This window comes from Flintibacter porci, from assembly GCF_041925195.1.
In the GTDB taxonomy this organism is placed as follows: domain Bacteria; phylum Bacillota; class Clostridia; order Oscillospirales; family Oscillospiraceae; genus Lawsonibacter; species Lawsonibacter porci.
Genome location: NZ_JBHEVB010000001.1, coordinates 56,827 through 71,949 on the forward strand (window position 1 = coordinate 56,827; position 15,123 = coordinate 71,949).

At 57.0% G+C, this 15,123-nt stretch carries 14 protein-coding genes; 4 read left to right on the plus strand and 10 right to left on the minus strand.

Features of this window, described 5'->3' with window-relative positions; all coding sequences use genetic code 11:
* Nucleotides 1-20: 20 nt before the first annotated feature.
* From ACEVJL_RS00240 to ACEVJL_RS00255, 4 genes are all read right to left on the minus strand, one after another.
* Nucleotides 21-1,379 carry a PFL family protein gene (locus ACEVJL_RS00240; RefSeq protein WP_151076366.1) on the minus strand — a complete coding sequence of 453 codons (1,359 nt, stop codon included), beginning with the start codon at nucleotides 1,377-1,379 and terminating at the stop codon, nucleotides 21-23.
* Between the two features lie 303 nt (nucleotides 1,380-1,682).
* Complete coding sequence (locus ACEVJL_RS00245) at nucleotides 1,683-1,952, minus strand: ACT domain-containing protein (RefSeq protein ID WP_008981364.1); 270 nt, start codon at nucleotides 1,950-1,952, stop codon at nucleotides 1,683-1,685.
* 37 nt (nucleotides 1,953-1,989) lie between these two features.
* On the minus strand, nucleotides 1,990-2,580 hold the full coding sequence (gene yfbR, locus ACEVJL_RS00250) for a 5'-deoxynucleotidase (protein WP_302667818.1): 591 nt from the start codon (nucleotides 2,578-2,580) through the stop codon (nucleotides 1,990-1,992).
* Nucleotides 2,581-2,703: 123 nt separating this feature from the next.
* A complete protein-coding gene (locus ACEVJL_RS00255) occupies nucleotides 2,704-3,354 on the minus strand; it encodes a helix-turn-helix domain-containing protein (protein ID WP_374736543.1) in 651 nt (216 codons plus the stop codon).
* Between the two features lie 143 nt (nucleotides 3,355-3,497).
* Between ACEVJL_RS00255 and ACEVJL_RS00260 the strand changes: the two genes are divergently transcribed.
* Nucleotides 3,498-4,103, plus strand: coding sequence for a TetR/AcrR family transcriptional regulator (locus ACEVJL_RS00260; RefSeq protein WP_110441968.1), 606 nt, complete (start codon nucleotides 3,498-3,500; stop codon nucleotides 4,101-4,103).
* A gap of 184 nt (nucleotides 4,104-4,287) precedes the next feature.
* Complete coding sequence (locus tag ACEVJL_RS00265) at nucleotides 4,288-5,826, plus strand: sodium/proline symporter (protein WP_374736545.1); 1,539 nt, start codon at nucleotides 4,288-4,290, stop codon at nucleotides 5,824-5,826.
* A 61-nt stretch (nucleotides 5,827-5,887) separates the two neighbouring features.
* Here ACEVJL_RS00265 and gdhA read toward each other — a convergent pair whose 3' ends face one another.
* The 3 genes from gdhA to ACEVJL_RS00280 form a co-directional block, all read right to left on the minus strand.
* Entirely contained in the window at nucleotides 5,888-7,237 is a 1,350-nt protein-coding gene (gene gdhA / locus ACEVJL_RS00270; protein WP_110441967.1) for an NADP-specific glutamate dehydrogenase, read from the minus strand.
* 447 nt (nucleotides 7,238-7,684) lie between these two features.
* Nucleotides 7,685-8,389 (minus strand): coenzyme F420-0:L-glutamate ligase, encoded by a 705-nt coding sequence (locus ACEVJL_RS00275; RefSeq protein WP_110441966.1) that lies wholly within the window; start codon nucleotides 8,387-8,389, stop codon nucleotides 7,685-7,687.
* 127 nt (nucleotides 8,390-8,516) lie between these two features.
* A complete protein-coding gene (locus ACEVJL_RS00280) occupies nucleotides 8,517-9,287 on the minus strand; it encodes a tRNA 2-thiocytidine biosynthesis TtcA family protein (RefSeq protein ID WP_325207150.1) in 771 nt (256 codons plus the stop codon).
* Nucleotides 9,288-9,556: 269 nt separating this feature from the next.
* Here ACEVJL_RS00280 and rplM point away from each other — a divergent pair, with 269 nt between their 5' ends.
* Both rplM and rpsI read left to right on the plus strand, forming a co-directional pair.
* Nucleotides 9,557-9,988 (plus strand): 50S ribosomal protein L13, encoded by a 432-nt coding sequence (gene rplM / locus ACEVJL_RS00285; RefSeq protein WP_020989826.1) that lies wholly within the window; start codon nucleotides 9,557-9,559, stop codon nucleotides 9,986-9,988.
* Between the two features lie 17 nt (nucleotides 9,989-10,005).
* The gene (gene rpsI / locus ACEVJL_RS00290; protein WP_008981354.1) at nucleotides 10,006-10,410 is read left to right on the plus strand and encodes a 30S ribosomal protein S9; all 405 of its coding nucleotides are present in this window, start codon (nucleotides 10,006-10,008) and stop codon (nucleotides 10,408-10,410) included.
* A 463-nt stretch (nucleotides 10,411-10,873) separates the two neighbouring features.
* Here the strand turns inward: rpsI and hutH are convergent, their stop codons facing one another.
* From hutH to nhaC, 3 genes are all read right to left on the minus strand, one after another.
* On the minus strand, nucleotides 10,874-12,439 hold the full coding sequence (gene hutH, locus ACEVJL_RS00295; protein ID WP_110441964.1) for a histidine ammonia-lyase: 1,566 nt from the start codon (nucleotides 12,437-12,439) through the stop codon (nucleotides 10,874-10,876).
* Between the two features lie 184 nt (nucleotides 12,440-12,623).
* Nucleotides 12,624-13,070, minus strand: coding sequence for a hypothetical protein (locus ACEVJL_RS00300; protein WP_008981352.1), 447 nt, complete (start codon nucleotides 13,068-13,070; stop codon nucleotides 12,624-12,626).
* A 17-nt stretch (nucleotides 13,071-13,087) separates the two neighbouring features.
* Nucleotides 13,088-14,641: a Na+/H+ antiporter NhaC gene (gene nhaC / locus ACEVJL_RS00305; protein WP_235397035.1), complete on the minus strand. Its 1,554-nt coding sequence runs from the start codon at nucleotides 14,639-14,641 to the stop codon at nucleotides 13,088-13,090.
* Nucleotides 14,642-15,123 lie beyond the last annotated feature (482 nt).

Consider the following 15,123-nt stretch of genomic DNA (forward strand, 5'->3'; position numbering starts at 1 on the left):
CTTTCTTTCAAGAAAGCTGGTTAATTCTTGAGGCTCTGCATGGGAGCAGGGATGCGGCCGCCGCGGTCCACAAAGGCCTTGGCGGAGAAGGGGTGGACGGGCTGTACAGGGGCGGAACCCAGCAGACCGCCAAACTCCACCATGTCGCCCACCTTCTTGCCGGGGGCAGGGATGAGGCGCACGGCAGTGGTCTTGGAGTTGACCATACCGATGGCTGCCTCGTCGGCAATGATGGCGGAGATGGTCTCGGCGGGGGTGTCGCCGGGGACAGCGATCATATCCAGACCCACAGAGCACACGCAGGTCATGGCTTCCAGCTTGTCCAGAGTCAGAGCGCCGGAAGAGGCGGCGGCGATCATGCCCTCGTCCTCACTGACCGGGATGAAAGCACCGCTCAGGCCACCCACGTGGGAGGAGGCCATGACGCCGCCCTTCTTCACCGCGTCGTTCAAGAGGGCCAGAGCCGCGGTGGTACCGTGGGTGCCGCAGACCTCCAGGCCCATCTCTTCCAGGATGCGGGCCACACTGTCGCCGATGGCGGGGGTGGGAGCCAAGCTGAGGTCCACAATGCCGAAGGGGGTATCCAGGCGGCGGGAGGCCTCCTGGGCCACCAGCTGCCCCATGCGGGTGATGCGGAAGGCGGTCTTCTTGATGGTCTCAGCCACCACGTCGAAGGGCTGTCCCTTCACGCTCTGGAGGGCGTGATACACCACGCCGGGTCCGGAGACGCCCACGTTGATGACCCGCTCCGGCTCACCCACGCCGTGGAAGGCGCCGGCCATGAAGGGGTTGTCCTCCACGGCGTTGCAGAACACCACCAGCTTGGCGCAGCCGAAGCCGCCCTGGTCGGCAGTGCGCTGGGCCAGGTCCTTGATGGTGCGGCCCATGAGGGCCACCGCGTCCATGTCGATGCCCGCCTTGGTGGAGCCCACGTTGACGCTGGAGCACACCAGATCGGTGGTAGACAGGGCCTCGGGGATGGAGGCGATGAGGTTGCGGTCGGCCTGGGTCATGCCCTTCTGCACCAGAGCAGAGAAGCCGCCGATGAAGTTGACGCCGGTGGTCTTGGCAGCTTTGTCCAGAGCCACAGCGAAGGGGGCGTAGTTGTCGGTATCCGCCGCGGCAGCTACCAGGGCGATGGGAGTGACGGAGATGCGCTTATTGACGATGGGGATGCCGAACTCCTTCTCGATGGCCTCGCCGGTGGCCACCAGATTCTCGGCATAACGGGTGATCTTATCGTAGATAGCGTCGCAGGCGGCCTTGGGGTCGCTGCGGGCGCAGGAGAGCAGGGAAATTCCCATGGTGATGGTGCGCACATCCAGATGCTGCTGATCGATCATCTGGATCGTCTGCATAATTTCATTTTGATTGAGCATGGTTGTCCTCCTAAAAGGTGGAATATGTCTGATATCACGCTGCGGCGGCTGCGCGACGCGCGGCTTCCCTCCATCTCAGGCTCGAAACAGTCGTCTCCGGCGGCTTGGTTTCTCGCCCTCGCTTCGGTCCATCCGCGCTGCTCCGCACGCCTATGCGCTTCGTGTTATCACGCTGCGGATTGAGCACACGGCCGGGTCGACAACTCCGCCGACTTCGGGCAGACCCGGCTCCGCTTACAGCGGTTCCTGGGCTCTGCCCATCCGCTCTGGAGTCTGTCTCCCCTGTGTGCCTATCCTCCGCGCTTAAATTCTATGCATAGCATTAAAAATATCTTCTCTCTGAATACGGATGGACAGAGCCCGCTCCTTGCCTGCCTGGTCCAGCAGGTCGGAGAGCTCGCCGATGGACAACTGACAGGCAGAAGTATCCACCAACATAACCATGGTGAAGTAGTCCTGCAGAATGGTCTGGCTGATGTCCAGGATGTTAATGTTGTGCTGGGCCAGCAGAGAACACACGGCGGCAGTGATGCCCACCTGGTCCTTGCCGATGACAGTAACAATGGCTTTCATAGTCTCGAATCCTTTCCTTATATATAAATATTATGGATCAACGATTTACGCTGTCTTGCAGCTCATCCAGGGTGAGTTCAAAGCCGGGAAGAAACTCCTCCATAAAGTATTGCAGGGCTGGCAGGGTATTTTCCTCCAGAGCGGCCAAGGTCTGTTCCTTTGCCTTCTTAAACTCGTTGTTGCCTGCCTTCAGCTCCTCAACACACTTGAGATAGGCTGAAAGCTTGTCCGCCGCCTTGACCAGGGCGCGCACCTCCGGGTCAGGGATGGTAAGCACCTCGTCGTAGGCTCCCCTCAGGTCGGGAGGCAGCATGCTCAGCAGCTTCTGCTCCGCCACCGCCTCCACCGCCTTATAGGCCGACTGGATATCCGGGTTGTCGTACTTGATGGGGGTAGGCATATCGCCGGTGAGGATCTCGCTGGCATCGTGGTAGAGGGCAGCCACCGCCACCGTACCCGGGTCCACCTGGCCGCCGAACTTTTCATTGTGGATAACGGCCAGAGCGTGGGCCAGAACGGCCACCATGTGGGAATGCTCCTGGATATTCTCGGGATCGGTGTTGCGCATGAGTCCCCAGCGGTTAATGTACCGCATGCGGGCGATCATGGGAAAAAAGTGATAGGCCACAGTCCCGCCCCCTTTCAAAGATGGAAATCATTCTATCACAAGGGTAAAGAGATGTAAACCGTCGGGCCGGTCAGAATCCGGTTGACGGAGGCAGAAAAATTGGGGATAATGAAAAAGAGCCGCTCAAGGCAGCTCTTTTTCTTGTTTTTTCTTTCTCCAGGCCCGCCAGGTAAAGACCATCAGCACCAGGGTCAGCAGACCCCGGACCACCGAGATGGATACCCCCAGCTGGGTGGCATAGTACCAGTGTTCCGGGTAGCAGGCAAGGAACATCCGCACTCCGCCGATCAGTCCCCAGGGGGTGACGGAGGTATGGGGGTTGAGTACCAACAGGCTCAACGCAACACATGTCCACCCCAACGCGATCCAGGGGTGTTTCTTTGCCAGCAGCAAGGGCAGGCCCAGCACCAACAGTGCCACCCCTACCAGAGACAGCACCCCGCCGTAAGCCAGCCCAAGCAGGGTGAGGGCTCCTCCCACCGCCAGCAGACAGATCCCTACCTTTTGGGCCGCCGTCCACTCCCTCTTCTCCTTCACATAGACCACTTTGGTCTCCGGTTTGGGGGGCTGGGGGCGTTCCCCCTCCCGCACCAGCTCATCCACGTTCACCCCAAACAGGTCGGCCAATTTGATAATCTTCTCCAGGTCGGGCACCGACTGGCCCGTCTCCCACTTGCTCACGCTCTGCCGGGATACCTCCAGCTTTGCCGCCAGATCCTCCTGGGACAGCCCTTTCCCGGTGCGCAGCGTGCAGATTTTTTCTCCCAGAGTCAAAGGTCCTCCCCTCCTTTCTTTGCCCCTATTATAAAGGAAGGACCTGTTTTGGACAACCAAGTCCCCTTGAAATGGGCCGCAACCAACGGTTGCACCCCACATTTTCACTCTATTTTACTCCATATTGGAAGGGAGCGCTCCCCATGGCCAAGAAAAACAACCGGGATACCAAGGGCCGCATCATTGAGGCGGCCTGGAGTCTCTTCTACCGTCAGGGCTACGACGACACCACGGTGGAGGAGATCATCCAGGAGTCGGGCACCTCCCGCGGCTCCTTCTACCACTACTTTGAGGGCAAGGATGCCCTGCTCTCCTCCCTGTCCTACCTCTTTGACCGGAAGTACGAGGAGCTCTCCCCCACCCTGGACCCCCAGCAGGACCGCTTTGACCAGCTGATGTACTTAAACCGGGAGCTATTCATCATGATCGAAAACTCCATCTCTCTGGACCTGCTGGCCCGGCTCTACTCCTCCCAACTGGTGACCCGGGGCGAAAAGCACCTGCTGGACCACAACCGCACCTATTATAAATTGCTGCGGCAGATCATGGCCCAGGGCCAGCAGAGAGGAGAGCTGCGCAGTGACGTGACGGTGAGCGAGCTGGTGCGGGTATACGCCCTTTGTGAACGGGCGCTCATCTATGACTGGTGCCTGTCCGGCGGCGGCTACTCCCTGCCCCAGTACAGCCAGACCATGCTGCCCCTGTTCTTCGGCGGCTTTCGGCGCACATCGTCTACCAACACTCCTTAAAAGCGTATTTTATATTTTCCTTGATTTTCAAGGATTTTGTCGGAATATACAAGAATGGTGTATAGAATTTATTCTATACACCATTCTGCATTTTACTCCGGCTTTTTTTATGCTATAATGTCCCCATTGCCGTTCCGAAGTGTGTGCGGAAGGGCAGGTAAGTGAAACAAAAGGAGAGTTCTGCATGACAAGCGCACAGATGTTTATCACCGCGACCATTACCCTCTACCTCTGTTTTGTCATCTGCACCGGCGTGCTGATCGGCCGCCGGAGCAAGAAAAGCGCCGAAGGGTTTTATCTGGGCGGCCGCGGCATCGGTCCTCTGGTCACCGCCATGAGCGCCGAGGCCAGCGACATGTCCTCCTGGCTGCTGATGGGCCTGCCCGGCGTGGCCTACCTCAGCGGTGTGGCTGACGCCAGCTGGACTGCCATCGGTCTGGCTCTGGGCACCTATCTCAACTTCCTGCTGGTGGCCAAACGCATCCGCCGTTACAGCGTACAGCTGGACGCCATCACCATTCCCTCTTTCATCTCCAAACGCTATCAGGAGAAGCGGCCCATCATTATGTGCATCGCCTCCCTCATCATCCTCATCTTCTTCGTCCCCTATGTGGCCTCCGGCCTGGCCGCCATCGGCAAGCTGTTTAACAGCCTGTTTGGCTGGAACTACATGCTGGCTGTCATTATCGGCGCCCTGGTCATCATCAGCTACACCTCGGTGGGCGGCTTCTCCGCTGTGGCCACCATGGACCTCATCCAGTCCATCATTATGACGGTGGCTCTGGTGGTCATCACTGTGTTCAGCATCAACCAGGCGGGCGGTGTGGACGCTGTGGTGGAGAACGCCAAGTCTATGGACGGATACCTCAGCTTCTTCCAGACCTACGACCCGGTTGCCGGTTCCGCCAAACCCTACCCCGCCATCAACATCTTCTCCATGCTGGCCTGGGGCCTGGGCTACTTCGGCATGCCCCACATTCTGGTGCGCTTTATGGCCATCCGGGATGAAAAGGAGCTGACCCTGTCCCGCCGCATTGCCGCGGTGTGGGTGGTCATCTCCATGACGGTAGCCGTATGCATCGGCATGATCGGCAACAGCGTCTCCAAGGCCGGCCACATCCCCACCCTGGAGGGCAGCGCCTCTGAGACTATCATCGTCCAGATTGCCAACCTGCTCTCTACCTACGGCTGGCTGGCCGCCATTGTCGCCGGTCTCATTCTGGCCGGTATCCTGGCCGCTACCATGTCCACCGCCGACTCCCAGCTGCTGGCAGCCTCCTCCGCGTTCTCGGAGAACCTGCTCCAGGACGTCTTCGGCATGAAGCTCACCCCCAAGCAGATCATGCTGGTGGCCCGGGGCACCGTTATCTGCATCGCCATTATTGCGGTCTTCCTGGCCTCTGACCCCAACAGCAGCGTTTTTGCCATCGTCTCCTTCGCCTGGGCCGGTTTCGGCGCCACCTTCGGTCCCGCCATTTTGTGCGCTCTGTTCTGGAAGCGGAGCAACCGCCAGGGCATTTTGGCCGGTCTTGTGGTGGGCGGCGTAATGGTCTTTGTGTGGAAGTTCCTCATCGCCCCGATGGGCGGCGCTCTGGCGATCTACGAGCTGCTGCCTGCCTTCCTCAGCGCGTTGATCGCCATTGTGGTGGTCTCCCTGCTCACCCCCAAGCCCGACGCCTCTGTGCTGGCCCTGTTTGACCAGTCCAAGCAGAGCGCGGAATAAATCATCTCCGTACAAAAGGAACCCCCGTGCTTACAGCACGGGGGTTCCTTTTCTATTCCAATCAGAAGGACACGCCCTGCCAGATCATCGCCTGGCACACCTTTTCAAAGCCGGCGATGTTGGCGCCCATCACCAGGTTGCCCGGCGCACCGTAGTCCTTGGCGGCCTGGTCGATGTTGTGATAGATGTTCACCATGATCTTCTTCAGGTGCTCATCCACTTCCTCAAAGCTCCAGGGCATACGCATGGAGTTCTGGCTCATCTCCAGACCGGAGACCGCCACGCCGCCGGCGTTGGCCGCCTTGGCGGGACCAAAGAGGATACCGTTGTCCTGGAGATACTTGGTGGCCTCCAGAGTGGTGGGCATGTTGGCGCCCTCGGCCACGGCGATACAGCCGTTCTCCTTCAGCGCCCGGGCGCCCTCGATGGGCAGCTCGTTCTGGGTGGCGCAGGGAAGGGCGATGTCACAGGGGACGGTCCAGATGCCTCTGGGGTCTTCCACATACTTGGCGGTGGGCACATAGTCCACATAGGTCTTGATGCGGTCCCGCTTGACCTCCTTGATGAGCTGGATGGTGCGGTAGTCGATGCCGTTCTCATCCACAATATAGCCGTTGGAGTCGCTCATGGCCACCACCTTGGCCCCCAGCTGGGTGGCCTTTTGGTTGGCGTAGGTGGCCACGTTGCCGGAGCCGGAGATCACCACCCGCTTGCCCTGGAAGGAGGTATTGCGCTCGTGGAGCATCTCCTGGGTGAAGTAGCACAGACCGAAGCCGGTGGCCTCGGGGCGGGCCAGGGAGCCGCCGGAGCTGGGGTCCTTGCCGGTGAGTACGCCGCTGAACTCGTTGCGGATGCGCTTGTACTGGCCGAACATATAGCCGATCTCCCGGCTGCCCACGCCCATGTCGCCGGCGGGTACGTCGGTATCGGGGCCGATGTGGCGCTGCAGCTCGATCATGAAGGACTGGCAGAAACGCATGATCTCGTTGTTGCTCTTGCCCTTGGGATCAAAGTCGGAGCCGCCCTTGCCGCCGCCCATGGGCAGGCCGGTGAGGGAGTTTTTGAAGATCTGCTCAAAGCCCAGGAACTTGATGACCGACAGGTTCACGCTGGGGTGGAAGCGCAGGCCGCCCTTGGAGGGGCCGATGGAGGTGGAGAACTGCACCCGGTAGCCACGGTTGACCTGGATCTTGCCCCGGTCATCCACCCAGGACACCCGGAACAGCAGGCTGCGCTCCGGCTCCACCAGGCGCTCAATAATGCCCATCTCCTCCAGCTCGGGGCGGCGCTCAAACACCGGCTCCAGCGAGGTCAAGACCTCCTGCACTGCCTGCAGAAATTCCTTCTGATCGGCGTAACGTCCAGCCAGGTCCTGGTATACACGGTTCAGATATGCATTCTTGATCGCCATAGTGATTCCTCCCTTAATGAAAACCGACGCCGTCCAACCCACCTTCCGGCCCGTCGGCGCTTGGTTGTTTGTGGTTCCAGATTATAGCACCCGTTTTTTCGTTTTGCAAGTTTACTCATTTTATCTTGCATTTTCATAAATTTCAGAGTTTTGCTCCGCTTTTCCGGTTTTAATATTCTGCTTTTTCATGTTTTGTATGCTTTTATTGAATGTCTGAAAATTATTTTCTTCCTCCTTTTGGAAGTTTTCTTCGCATCCGCCAAATTTCCGTGTCTGATGGACAAATGTGTTTGTGTATTTTTAACACAGTAAAGGGAAAAAGTCGCCTGCAACCCCTTTTCCATCCCCTGAATCTACGCCCATTATGGCCGTTTTAGAACTAAAATTCCCCCGGAAGGCAAAAAAATTCCCCGCCGCTGGTGCGGCAGGGAAAAAGAAATATCTTGATCAGGCTTTGCGAATGATACCCATGGGGGTGGACTCGCTGGACTGGCCCAGGGGGTTGTCCCCCAGGATCTTGGCGATCTGGTCCATGGAGGGTTCCTTCTCGGAGAAGCCCAGGATGTTGGCGCCCAGGTCGTTGATGTCCACAATGGCCACCGGGTGGCCCAGAGCGGCAGCCAGCTTCTTGGAGGTGCCCATGGGATCGTCAGGGGTGAGGACCACATAGTGGTCATAGGGAGGAATGGTGCCCTCGGTAGGACCGTCAATACCCCGGGCCTTGGGACCTGCTACGATGTAGAACCAGCCCTTCTTGCCCAAAATCTTACCGATCACACTGCAGAAAGCGGCAAACAGGATGCGGGGGGTACCGCACTCCTGGAGAGCCATCTCCATGGTCTCAGGGATGCCCAGGCCGATACCGGCAGGGGTCTTGGTGACGTAGCGGCTGAGGGTGACGGCCAGCTTGCGGGGCTTGATGTCCTCCATGGGGATGGCGCGGCTCTGGGTGCAGGCCACCGCCTTCTCGGAAATAAACAGGATGTCGCCGGGCTGCATCTGCTCCTTGGCATAGCGGCACACTACGTCCTCCATCTTGTCCGCCTTGGTGATCAGGTGGGTTTTGATGGGGATGCGCTGGTAGTCCACTCCGTCCACGGTACGGATCAGCTGCTTGCCCGGATTGGCGCTGTAAACGGTCTCTTCGCTCATATCAATTCGACTCCTCTCAGGCGGGAGGATTCCCGCGCTGTATCAAAGTATTGCTCCACGTTCCGTCACATTATAGCACCCTATTTTCATGGATTCCAGCAAAAACGGGAATTTTCTTCAGTCATTTTTACTGAAAATCCTCCGGTTCCTCGGGCAGAGGCCGTCTGCGGTGCTCCACGGGCCCCCAGGCGGGCAGGGGCAGGCGCTGCATGGCCCCAAAGGCCCGGGATTTCAAACCGGGATAGCGGCCGTTGAGCTCGTAGATCAGTTCCTTGATTTCCTGGCGCTTGGTGTTTCCGTTGGCGGGACAGGGATTTTCCACCACAGGCAGGGCCAGCCGCTGAGCGGTGTGGCGCACCATCTGCTCCCCGCAGTAGAGCATGGGGCGGATCTGGGTGATACCCATGCGGTCCAGCCAGGTCACCGGCTGGAAACAGGACAGGCGTCCTTCAAAGATAAGGGACATAAAGAGGGTCTCCACCGCGTCGTCATAGTGGTGTCCCAGGGCGATCTTGGTGATCCCCCGTTCCTTCATGGCGTTGTGCAGGGCGCCACGGCGCATTTTGGCGCACATGGAACAGGGGTTCTTCTCCTTGCGCACATCAAAGATAATATGGTGGATCTCGCTGGTAATCAGGGTATAGGGGACGCCCAGCTCCTCGCAGTAGCGGGCCACAGGGGTAAAGTCCATACCCGGACGGCCATCGGCGTGGCCCATATCTAAGGTGATGGCCTCCACCTCGAAGGGAATGGGGTAAAATTCCCGCAGCTTGGCCAGGGCGGTAAGCAGCATCAGGGAGTCCTTTCCCCCGGAAACACCCACCGCCACCCGGTCATTGGGGGCGATCATCTCATAGTCCTCCACACAGCGTCGGACCAGGGATAGAATACGGTTCATTTCTGTCTCCTTCCGGGCAAAACAGCCCCGTTTCACAACATTTCCCGCAAAACAATTTAAAAATTGAACGTGAGATATCAAGAGATATCAAGAGATTTCGCGAGAATACAAGAGATTTTTGAAACTCAGTAAAAAATGGTCAAAAAAGTCGTTGACACTTGACCGCCCAAATACTATAATACAAAACGCTCCGCTTGTACAGTGGAGCCCAAGATTTTATTCCAAACACCGTGGTTCAACATAAGCACACGAAAATGGAGGTTTCACCTATGTCCACTTTTATGGCCAACAAGGGGAACATCGAGCGTAAGTGGTATATCCTGGACGCCGCGAACAAGCCCCTGGGCAAGACCGCTGCCGCCGCCGCCACCCTGCTGCGGGGCAAGCACAAGCCTGAGTTCACTCCCAACGCCGACTGCGGCGACTTCGTCATCGTCATCAACGCTGACAAGGCCGTGCTGACCGGCAAGAAGCTGGATCAGAAGTACTATCGCCGTCACTCCGGCTGGGTGGGCGGTCTGAAGGAAGTCAAGTACCGCACCCTGATGAGCGAGCGCCCCGAGCTGGCCATGAAGCTGGCTGTGAAGGGTATGCTGCCCAAGAACTCCCTGTCCAACAGTGCCCTGACCCGCCTGAAGATCTATCGCGGCGGCGAGCATGAGCACGCTGCCCAGAAGCCCGAGCTCTGGGACGCTCAGTAATCAGGAGGTAGACGATCATGTATCAGAGCAAGAAGCCCTATTTCTATGGCACCGGCCGTCGGAAGTCCTCCGTGGCCCGTGTTCACCTGTTCCCCAACGGCACCGGCTCCATCACCATCAATGGCCGTGACATCGACGAGTACTTTGGTCTGGAGACCCTGAAGCTGCTGGTCCGTCAGCCCCTGGCTACCACCGACACCCTGGGCAAGATGGATATCGTTGCTACCGTCACCGGCGGCGGCGTGACCGGCCAGGCCGGCGCCATCCGTCACGGTGTGGCCCGCGCCCTGCTGCTGGCCAACGAGGAGTACCGTCCCGCCCTGAAGGCTGCCGGTCTGCTCACCCGCGATCCTCGTATGAAGGAGCGTAAGAAGTACGGTCTCAAGGCCGCCCGTCGTGCTCCTCAGTTCAGCAAGCGCTGATTTTACCCTTTGCTTTTTCAAGGTGCTGTCCATTCGGACGGCACCTTTTTTATTGCACTACGGCCGGCCGCCCGCCGGGGCCTCCGGCCCAACCGCGCTGGCAGCATGCCCCCGGCATGCTGCCCGAGACGCGCGGACTCAGTTCCCCAAGCGCTGATTTTATCCCTTGCTTTTCCAAGGTGCTGTCCATCCGGACGGCACCTTTTTTATTGCACTACGACCGGCCGCCCGTCGGGGCCTCCGGCTCAACTGCGCTGGCAGCATGCCCCAGGCATGCTGCCCGAGACGCGCGGACTCAGTTCCCCAAGCGCTGATTTTACCCTTTGCTTTTCCAAGGTGCTGTCCATTGGGACGGCACCTTTTTTATTGCTCAGATTTCAAAATAGCCCACCAAAAAAATTCGGGGAAAGGAGACTCAGTCTCCTTTCCCCGTTCTGTTTTCATTGAAACTTGCCGAATCGTCTTACTGGAATTCCGGCATGTACTCTTTTACAATCTCCAGCAGCTCTCCGCTGCGCACCATCTTCTCTACCTCAGCAATGTCAGGCCAGATCTCACGGTCAATCTCAAAGAAGGCAACCTTCTCACGCACATGCTGGTACAGCGCCTCATGCAGCGGTGTAATACCCTGTCCATGGGTATTCAGCCGACGGCGAATGTCAATCGCCTGGCAGGCGGTGAGCAGCTCCATAGCCAAAACAGACAAGGTATTCTGAACGATCATACCGGCCTTACGGGCAGCTGTGGTACCCATGGACACAACGTCCTCTTGGTTGGCAGAAGAGGGAATGGAGTCCACGGAAGCCGGATGCGCATACACCTTATTCTCGGACACCATGGAGGCCGCAGCGTACTGGACGATCATATAGCCGGAGTTGACGCCGCCCTCTGTGGTAAGGAAGGGAGTCAGGCCGTTGGACAAAGCGGCGTTGACCATACGCTCGGTGCGGCGCTCGGAAGCGTCGGCGATTTCGGAGCATGCAATACCCAGGGTATCAAAGGGGATGGCCATGGGCTCGCCATGGAAGTTACCGCCGGAGATAACCGCCTCGTCCTCCAGGAACATCAGGGGGTTATCGGTGACTGCGTTGAGCTCGATTTCCACCTTGTCCAGGACATAGTCCAATGCGTCACGGACAGCACCGTGCAGCTGAGGGATACAGCGCAGGGCATAGGCATCCTGAACCCGGTCGTTCTGGCAATTATCCAGAATCTCGGAGCCTTCCAGCAGCATCTTCATATTCTTGGCCACCAGCATCTGCCCCTTCTGACCGCGTACCGCGTGGATACGAGGATCAAAGGCATTGCGCAGGCCAGTGAGTCCCTCAAAGGCCATAGAGCTGATCACATCGCCCAGCTGAGCGGCGCAGATCGTATCATACAGCGCCAGGGAACCCACAGAGGTCATCGCACATGTACCGTTGGTCAGGCCCAGGCCTTCCTTGCTCACCAAAGTATCCAGGGTCTTGATGCCGGCTTTGGCCATCGCCTCTGCACCGGTCATCTTCTCTCCCTGATACACGGCCATGCCCTTGCCCAGCAAAGGCAGAGACATATGAGCCAAAGGCGCAAGGTCGCCGGAAGAACCCAAAGAACCCTTCTGCGGTACGACAGGATGCACGCCCTTGTTCAGCATCTCGATCATCATCTGAACCAGAATGGGGCGAACGCCGGATACGCCAACACACAGTGCGTTTGCACGCAGCAGAAGCATACCACGGACCACATCCTCTGCAAAAGGCTCTCCCGTGGCGGTACAATGGCTGAGGATCAGGTTGGTAGACAACTGGTTGCTCATTTCATTGCTGACGGCCACACGCTGAAAATCGCCAAAACCTGTGGTAATACCATAGGCTACCCGTCCTTCATCCGCAATCTTCTCTGCCAGAGCGCGGGACTCTTCCATAGCCTTCAAAGCGGAATCTGCCAGTTCAACCGTAGCGCCATAACGGGCCACAGCAACAAAGCTTTCCAGGGTGAGACTATGCCCATCCAGCACAATGTGCTTAATTTCCTTTGGGTTGTACATGATGATAATGTCTCCTTCCTTGATCCGTGATATCGACCATAACCCGTGAGCCGCGTACAAATTTATTGTAAGCTCCGGTCCAGAGGACACGCCTTCTCTGAACCAGAGCTTAAGGAGGAAACAGAGTCCCAGAAGTTTGAAATATACTTGCCGCGTCTCAGATACTGTCAGGCGAAAATTTATCTTACGCTTCCTGAATGGTGATGCCGGGTTTTACTTCCTTTGCCAGTTTCAGAACCTGCTCTGCAACAGGACGGGTAAAATACAGTCGTTTGGCTTTGTTGTCCATTCCGAAGTAAAGGGCAACGACCTCCGGATTGTTTTTGTCCTCTCTGGTCACAGAGACGATCTTATCCCAGCTCCAGAAATCGTACTGAGTGGTGATCCTCATCTGATAATTAATTTCCAGACCACGGGAAGTGACCACTACATCTTTTTTTGTCAGCAAAGCCAAGGCGTACAGCGCACTGAACACCAGCAGTACGCGATACCTGGTAGCAAGACCGCCAAGCAACAATACTGCAACCAGAATCCACCCTCCTACTGTCACCCACTTTTTGCGGGGCTTCAGTTCACGGGCAGCATAATGGGGACCAGGGACCGAATCCCAGGGAAGTTGTTCCGTGCGCATAATAAATTCCTTTCTCCTTACACCTTGGAAGCGTTCTTACCTACGGGGATAGGAGCCTTCCCGGCCGCACGCAGGGCTTCCAGGTTCTTCAGGGCACGCTCGTGCGCATCTTCAGGGGCTGCAGCGGGCTTGTGCATGGTGGTCTTACCGAAAATGTTGGTATAGGCACCGTCAGCCCAGAAGATATTGCGGCCCATGTAGGCGGTGATAGCAGCGTAGATGGGGTTGAGCAGGTTTACGAACGCGAAGGGGAAGTACACGAAGGGACTCATACCCAGAACGCCCTGCTGATAGGCGCCGCAGCCGGTCCAGGGGAACATAACAGCCCACAAGGTGCCGCAGTCCTCCAGTGTACGGGAGAGCATGTTGCGGCTCAGACCCATCTCATCGTACTTGTCCTCATACAGAGGGGCGGGAACGCCGATGCCCAGGAACTGGTCGCACATGGTGGCGTCGCAGAACAGGGAGGTCAGCAGAGTAGCCAGGATCAGAGAACCCACAGAGTGCAGGTGGTGCTTCAGCTTGCCGAACAGAGCCTCCACGCAGCCGCAGCGCTCCAGCGCGCCGCCGTAAGCCACGGCCAGAAGGATCAGGTTGATGGTCCACATGGTGTGGTCCATGCCGCCGCGGTTGAGCAGCTCGTTGGCCAGCTCGTTGGTGGTCTCAAAGGAGTAGCCGTAGTGCAGGATGCTGAACAGCTCAGCCAGGCTGCCGACGCCCTGGAAGATAACGGCGAACAGAACGCCGGAAGCCACCGAGAGGGCGATACCAACAAGACCGGGCAGCTTGATGATACAAGCAGCAATAACCACCAGGACAGGCAGCAGAACCAGAGGATTCAGGTTGAAGCCCTCTTTCAGAGCGGCCTGCAGCTCGGTGGCTACGGTGGGATCATAATTGCCGCTGCCGGTGACCATACCCAGAATGGTATACAAAATGAGGGCGATCACAAAGGTGGGAGCGGTTGTGGACACCATGGCGGTCACGTGGTCAAACAGGCCGGTCTTGGACACAGCGGCGGCCAGGTTGGTGGTGTCAGACAGAGGAGAGAACTTGTCGCCCACGTAGGCACCGGAGATAATCATACCGGCGGTGATGGCGGGATTGATGCCCAGGCCAGCACCGATACCGAGCATGGCGATACCGATGGTAGCGGTAGCGGTCCAGGAGGAGCCGCAGGCCAGGCCTACGATGGCACACAGGATACAGCCAATGGGGAGGAAAAGCTTGGGAGTCAGAAGGTCAAGTCCGTAATAAATGAGGGCGGGAATAGTACCGGACATAATAAAGGAGGCAACCAGGAGACCTACGGTACACAGGATCAAAATGGCCTCCATGGTGGCGTTCAGTCGTTCGATCATACCCGCCAGCATGTCGGAAAAGCTGTGTCCGCAGATGCAGCCGATGATGCAGGCCACCACGATGGAAACGACCAGCGGCATGTGAGCGTCGTAGTAGACCTCATTGCTGAAGTTCAGGCCGTAGATCATCAGGCCCATCATGACCAGAATAGGCAGAAGTGCCTCAAAGAAATTAGGGAGCCGGACTTTACGCTGTTTTGTATTAGACATAATATTCTTCCTTTCTTACTGCTCCTTCTTATTCACATCGCTTCCAGGGTATCCAACTTCTCTCCTTTCCTATAAAGTTTCACGCCATATTCCGCAGTTCTAAAAGGCCGTTATTGAAGTGCCGAATGCAGCGCAATTTTTATGTATTATTTTCCCAATCCGTTTTTCGCTTAACAAGCTTATCTTGTGTTCTATCATACCATCTTCTTTGTAAAATATCAACAAAAATTCTCTTAATTTTTTTAAGTTTTTTTACATTATTTCACTATTACATCATTGAATTGCATTGCTAAAGTGCTAAAGTGAACATTTCTTATGGGCTTCAAAATGCACTATGTATATCGTTTCTTTCAAAAAAGTGCTGATAAAAACTCATCAAAAGCAATATAGATAAAAATTACATCGAGAATTACGCTTTGCAAATTTTCAGAAAAATACAACATATTGACTGTTTATTGCGGGGTATGATTTTGCCCCTTGCA

What these genes read in the sequence shown, in the direction of transcription:
- ACEVJL_RS00280 (WP_325207150.1), bottom strand. Translation starts at nt 9,287, where the DNA reads ATGAACCGTATTCTATCCCTGGTCCGACGCTGTGTGGAGGACTATGAG.
- ACEVJL_RS00260 (WP_110441968.1), top strand. Translation starts at nt 3,498, where the DNA reads ATGGCCAAGAAAAACAACCGGGATACCAAGGGCCGCATCATTGAGGCG.
- nhaC (WP_235397035.1), bottom strand. Translation starts at nt 14,641, where the DNA reads ATGTCTAATACAAAACAGCGTAAAGTCCGGCTCCCTAATTTCTTTGAG.
- ACEVJL_RS00245 (WP_008981364.1), bottom strand. Translation starts at nt 1,952, where the DNA reads ATGAAAGCCATTGTTACTGTCATCGGCAAGGACCAGGTGGGCATCACT.
- ACEVJL_RS00275 (WP_110441966.1), bottom strand. Translation starts at nt 8,389, where the DNA reads ATGAGCGAAGAGACCGTTTACAGCGCCAATCCGGGCAAGCAGCTGATC.
- ACEVJL_RS00265 (WP_374736545.1), top strand. Translation starts at nt 4,288, where the DNA reads ATGACAAGCGCACAGATGTTTATCACCGCGACCATTACCCTCTACCTC.
- gdhA (WP_110441967.1), bottom strand. Translation starts at nt 7,237, where the DNA reads ATGGCGATCAAGAATGCATATCTGAACCGTGTATACCAGGACCTGGCT.
- ACEVJL_RS00240 (WP_151076366.1), bottom strand. Translation starts at nt 1,379, where the DNA reads ATGCTCAATCAAAATGAAATTATGCAGACGATCCAGATGATCGATCAG.
- hutH (WP_110441964.1), bottom strand. Translation starts at nt 12,439, where the DNA reads ATGTACAACCCAAAGGAAATTAAGCACATTGTGCTGGATGGGCATAGT.
- ACEVJL_RS00300 (WP_008981352.1), bottom strand. Translation starts at nt 13,070, where the DNA reads ATGCGCACGGAACAACTTCCCTGGGATTCGGTCCCTGGTCCCCATTAT.
- rpsI (WP_008981354.1), top strand. Translation starts at nt 10,006, where the DNA reads ATGTATCAGAGCAAGAAGCCCTATTTCTATGGCACCGGCCGTCGGAAG.
- rplM (WP_020989826.1), top strand. Translation starts at nt 9,557, where the DNA reads ATGTCCACTTTTATGGCCAACAAGGGGAACATCGAGCGTAAGTGGTAT.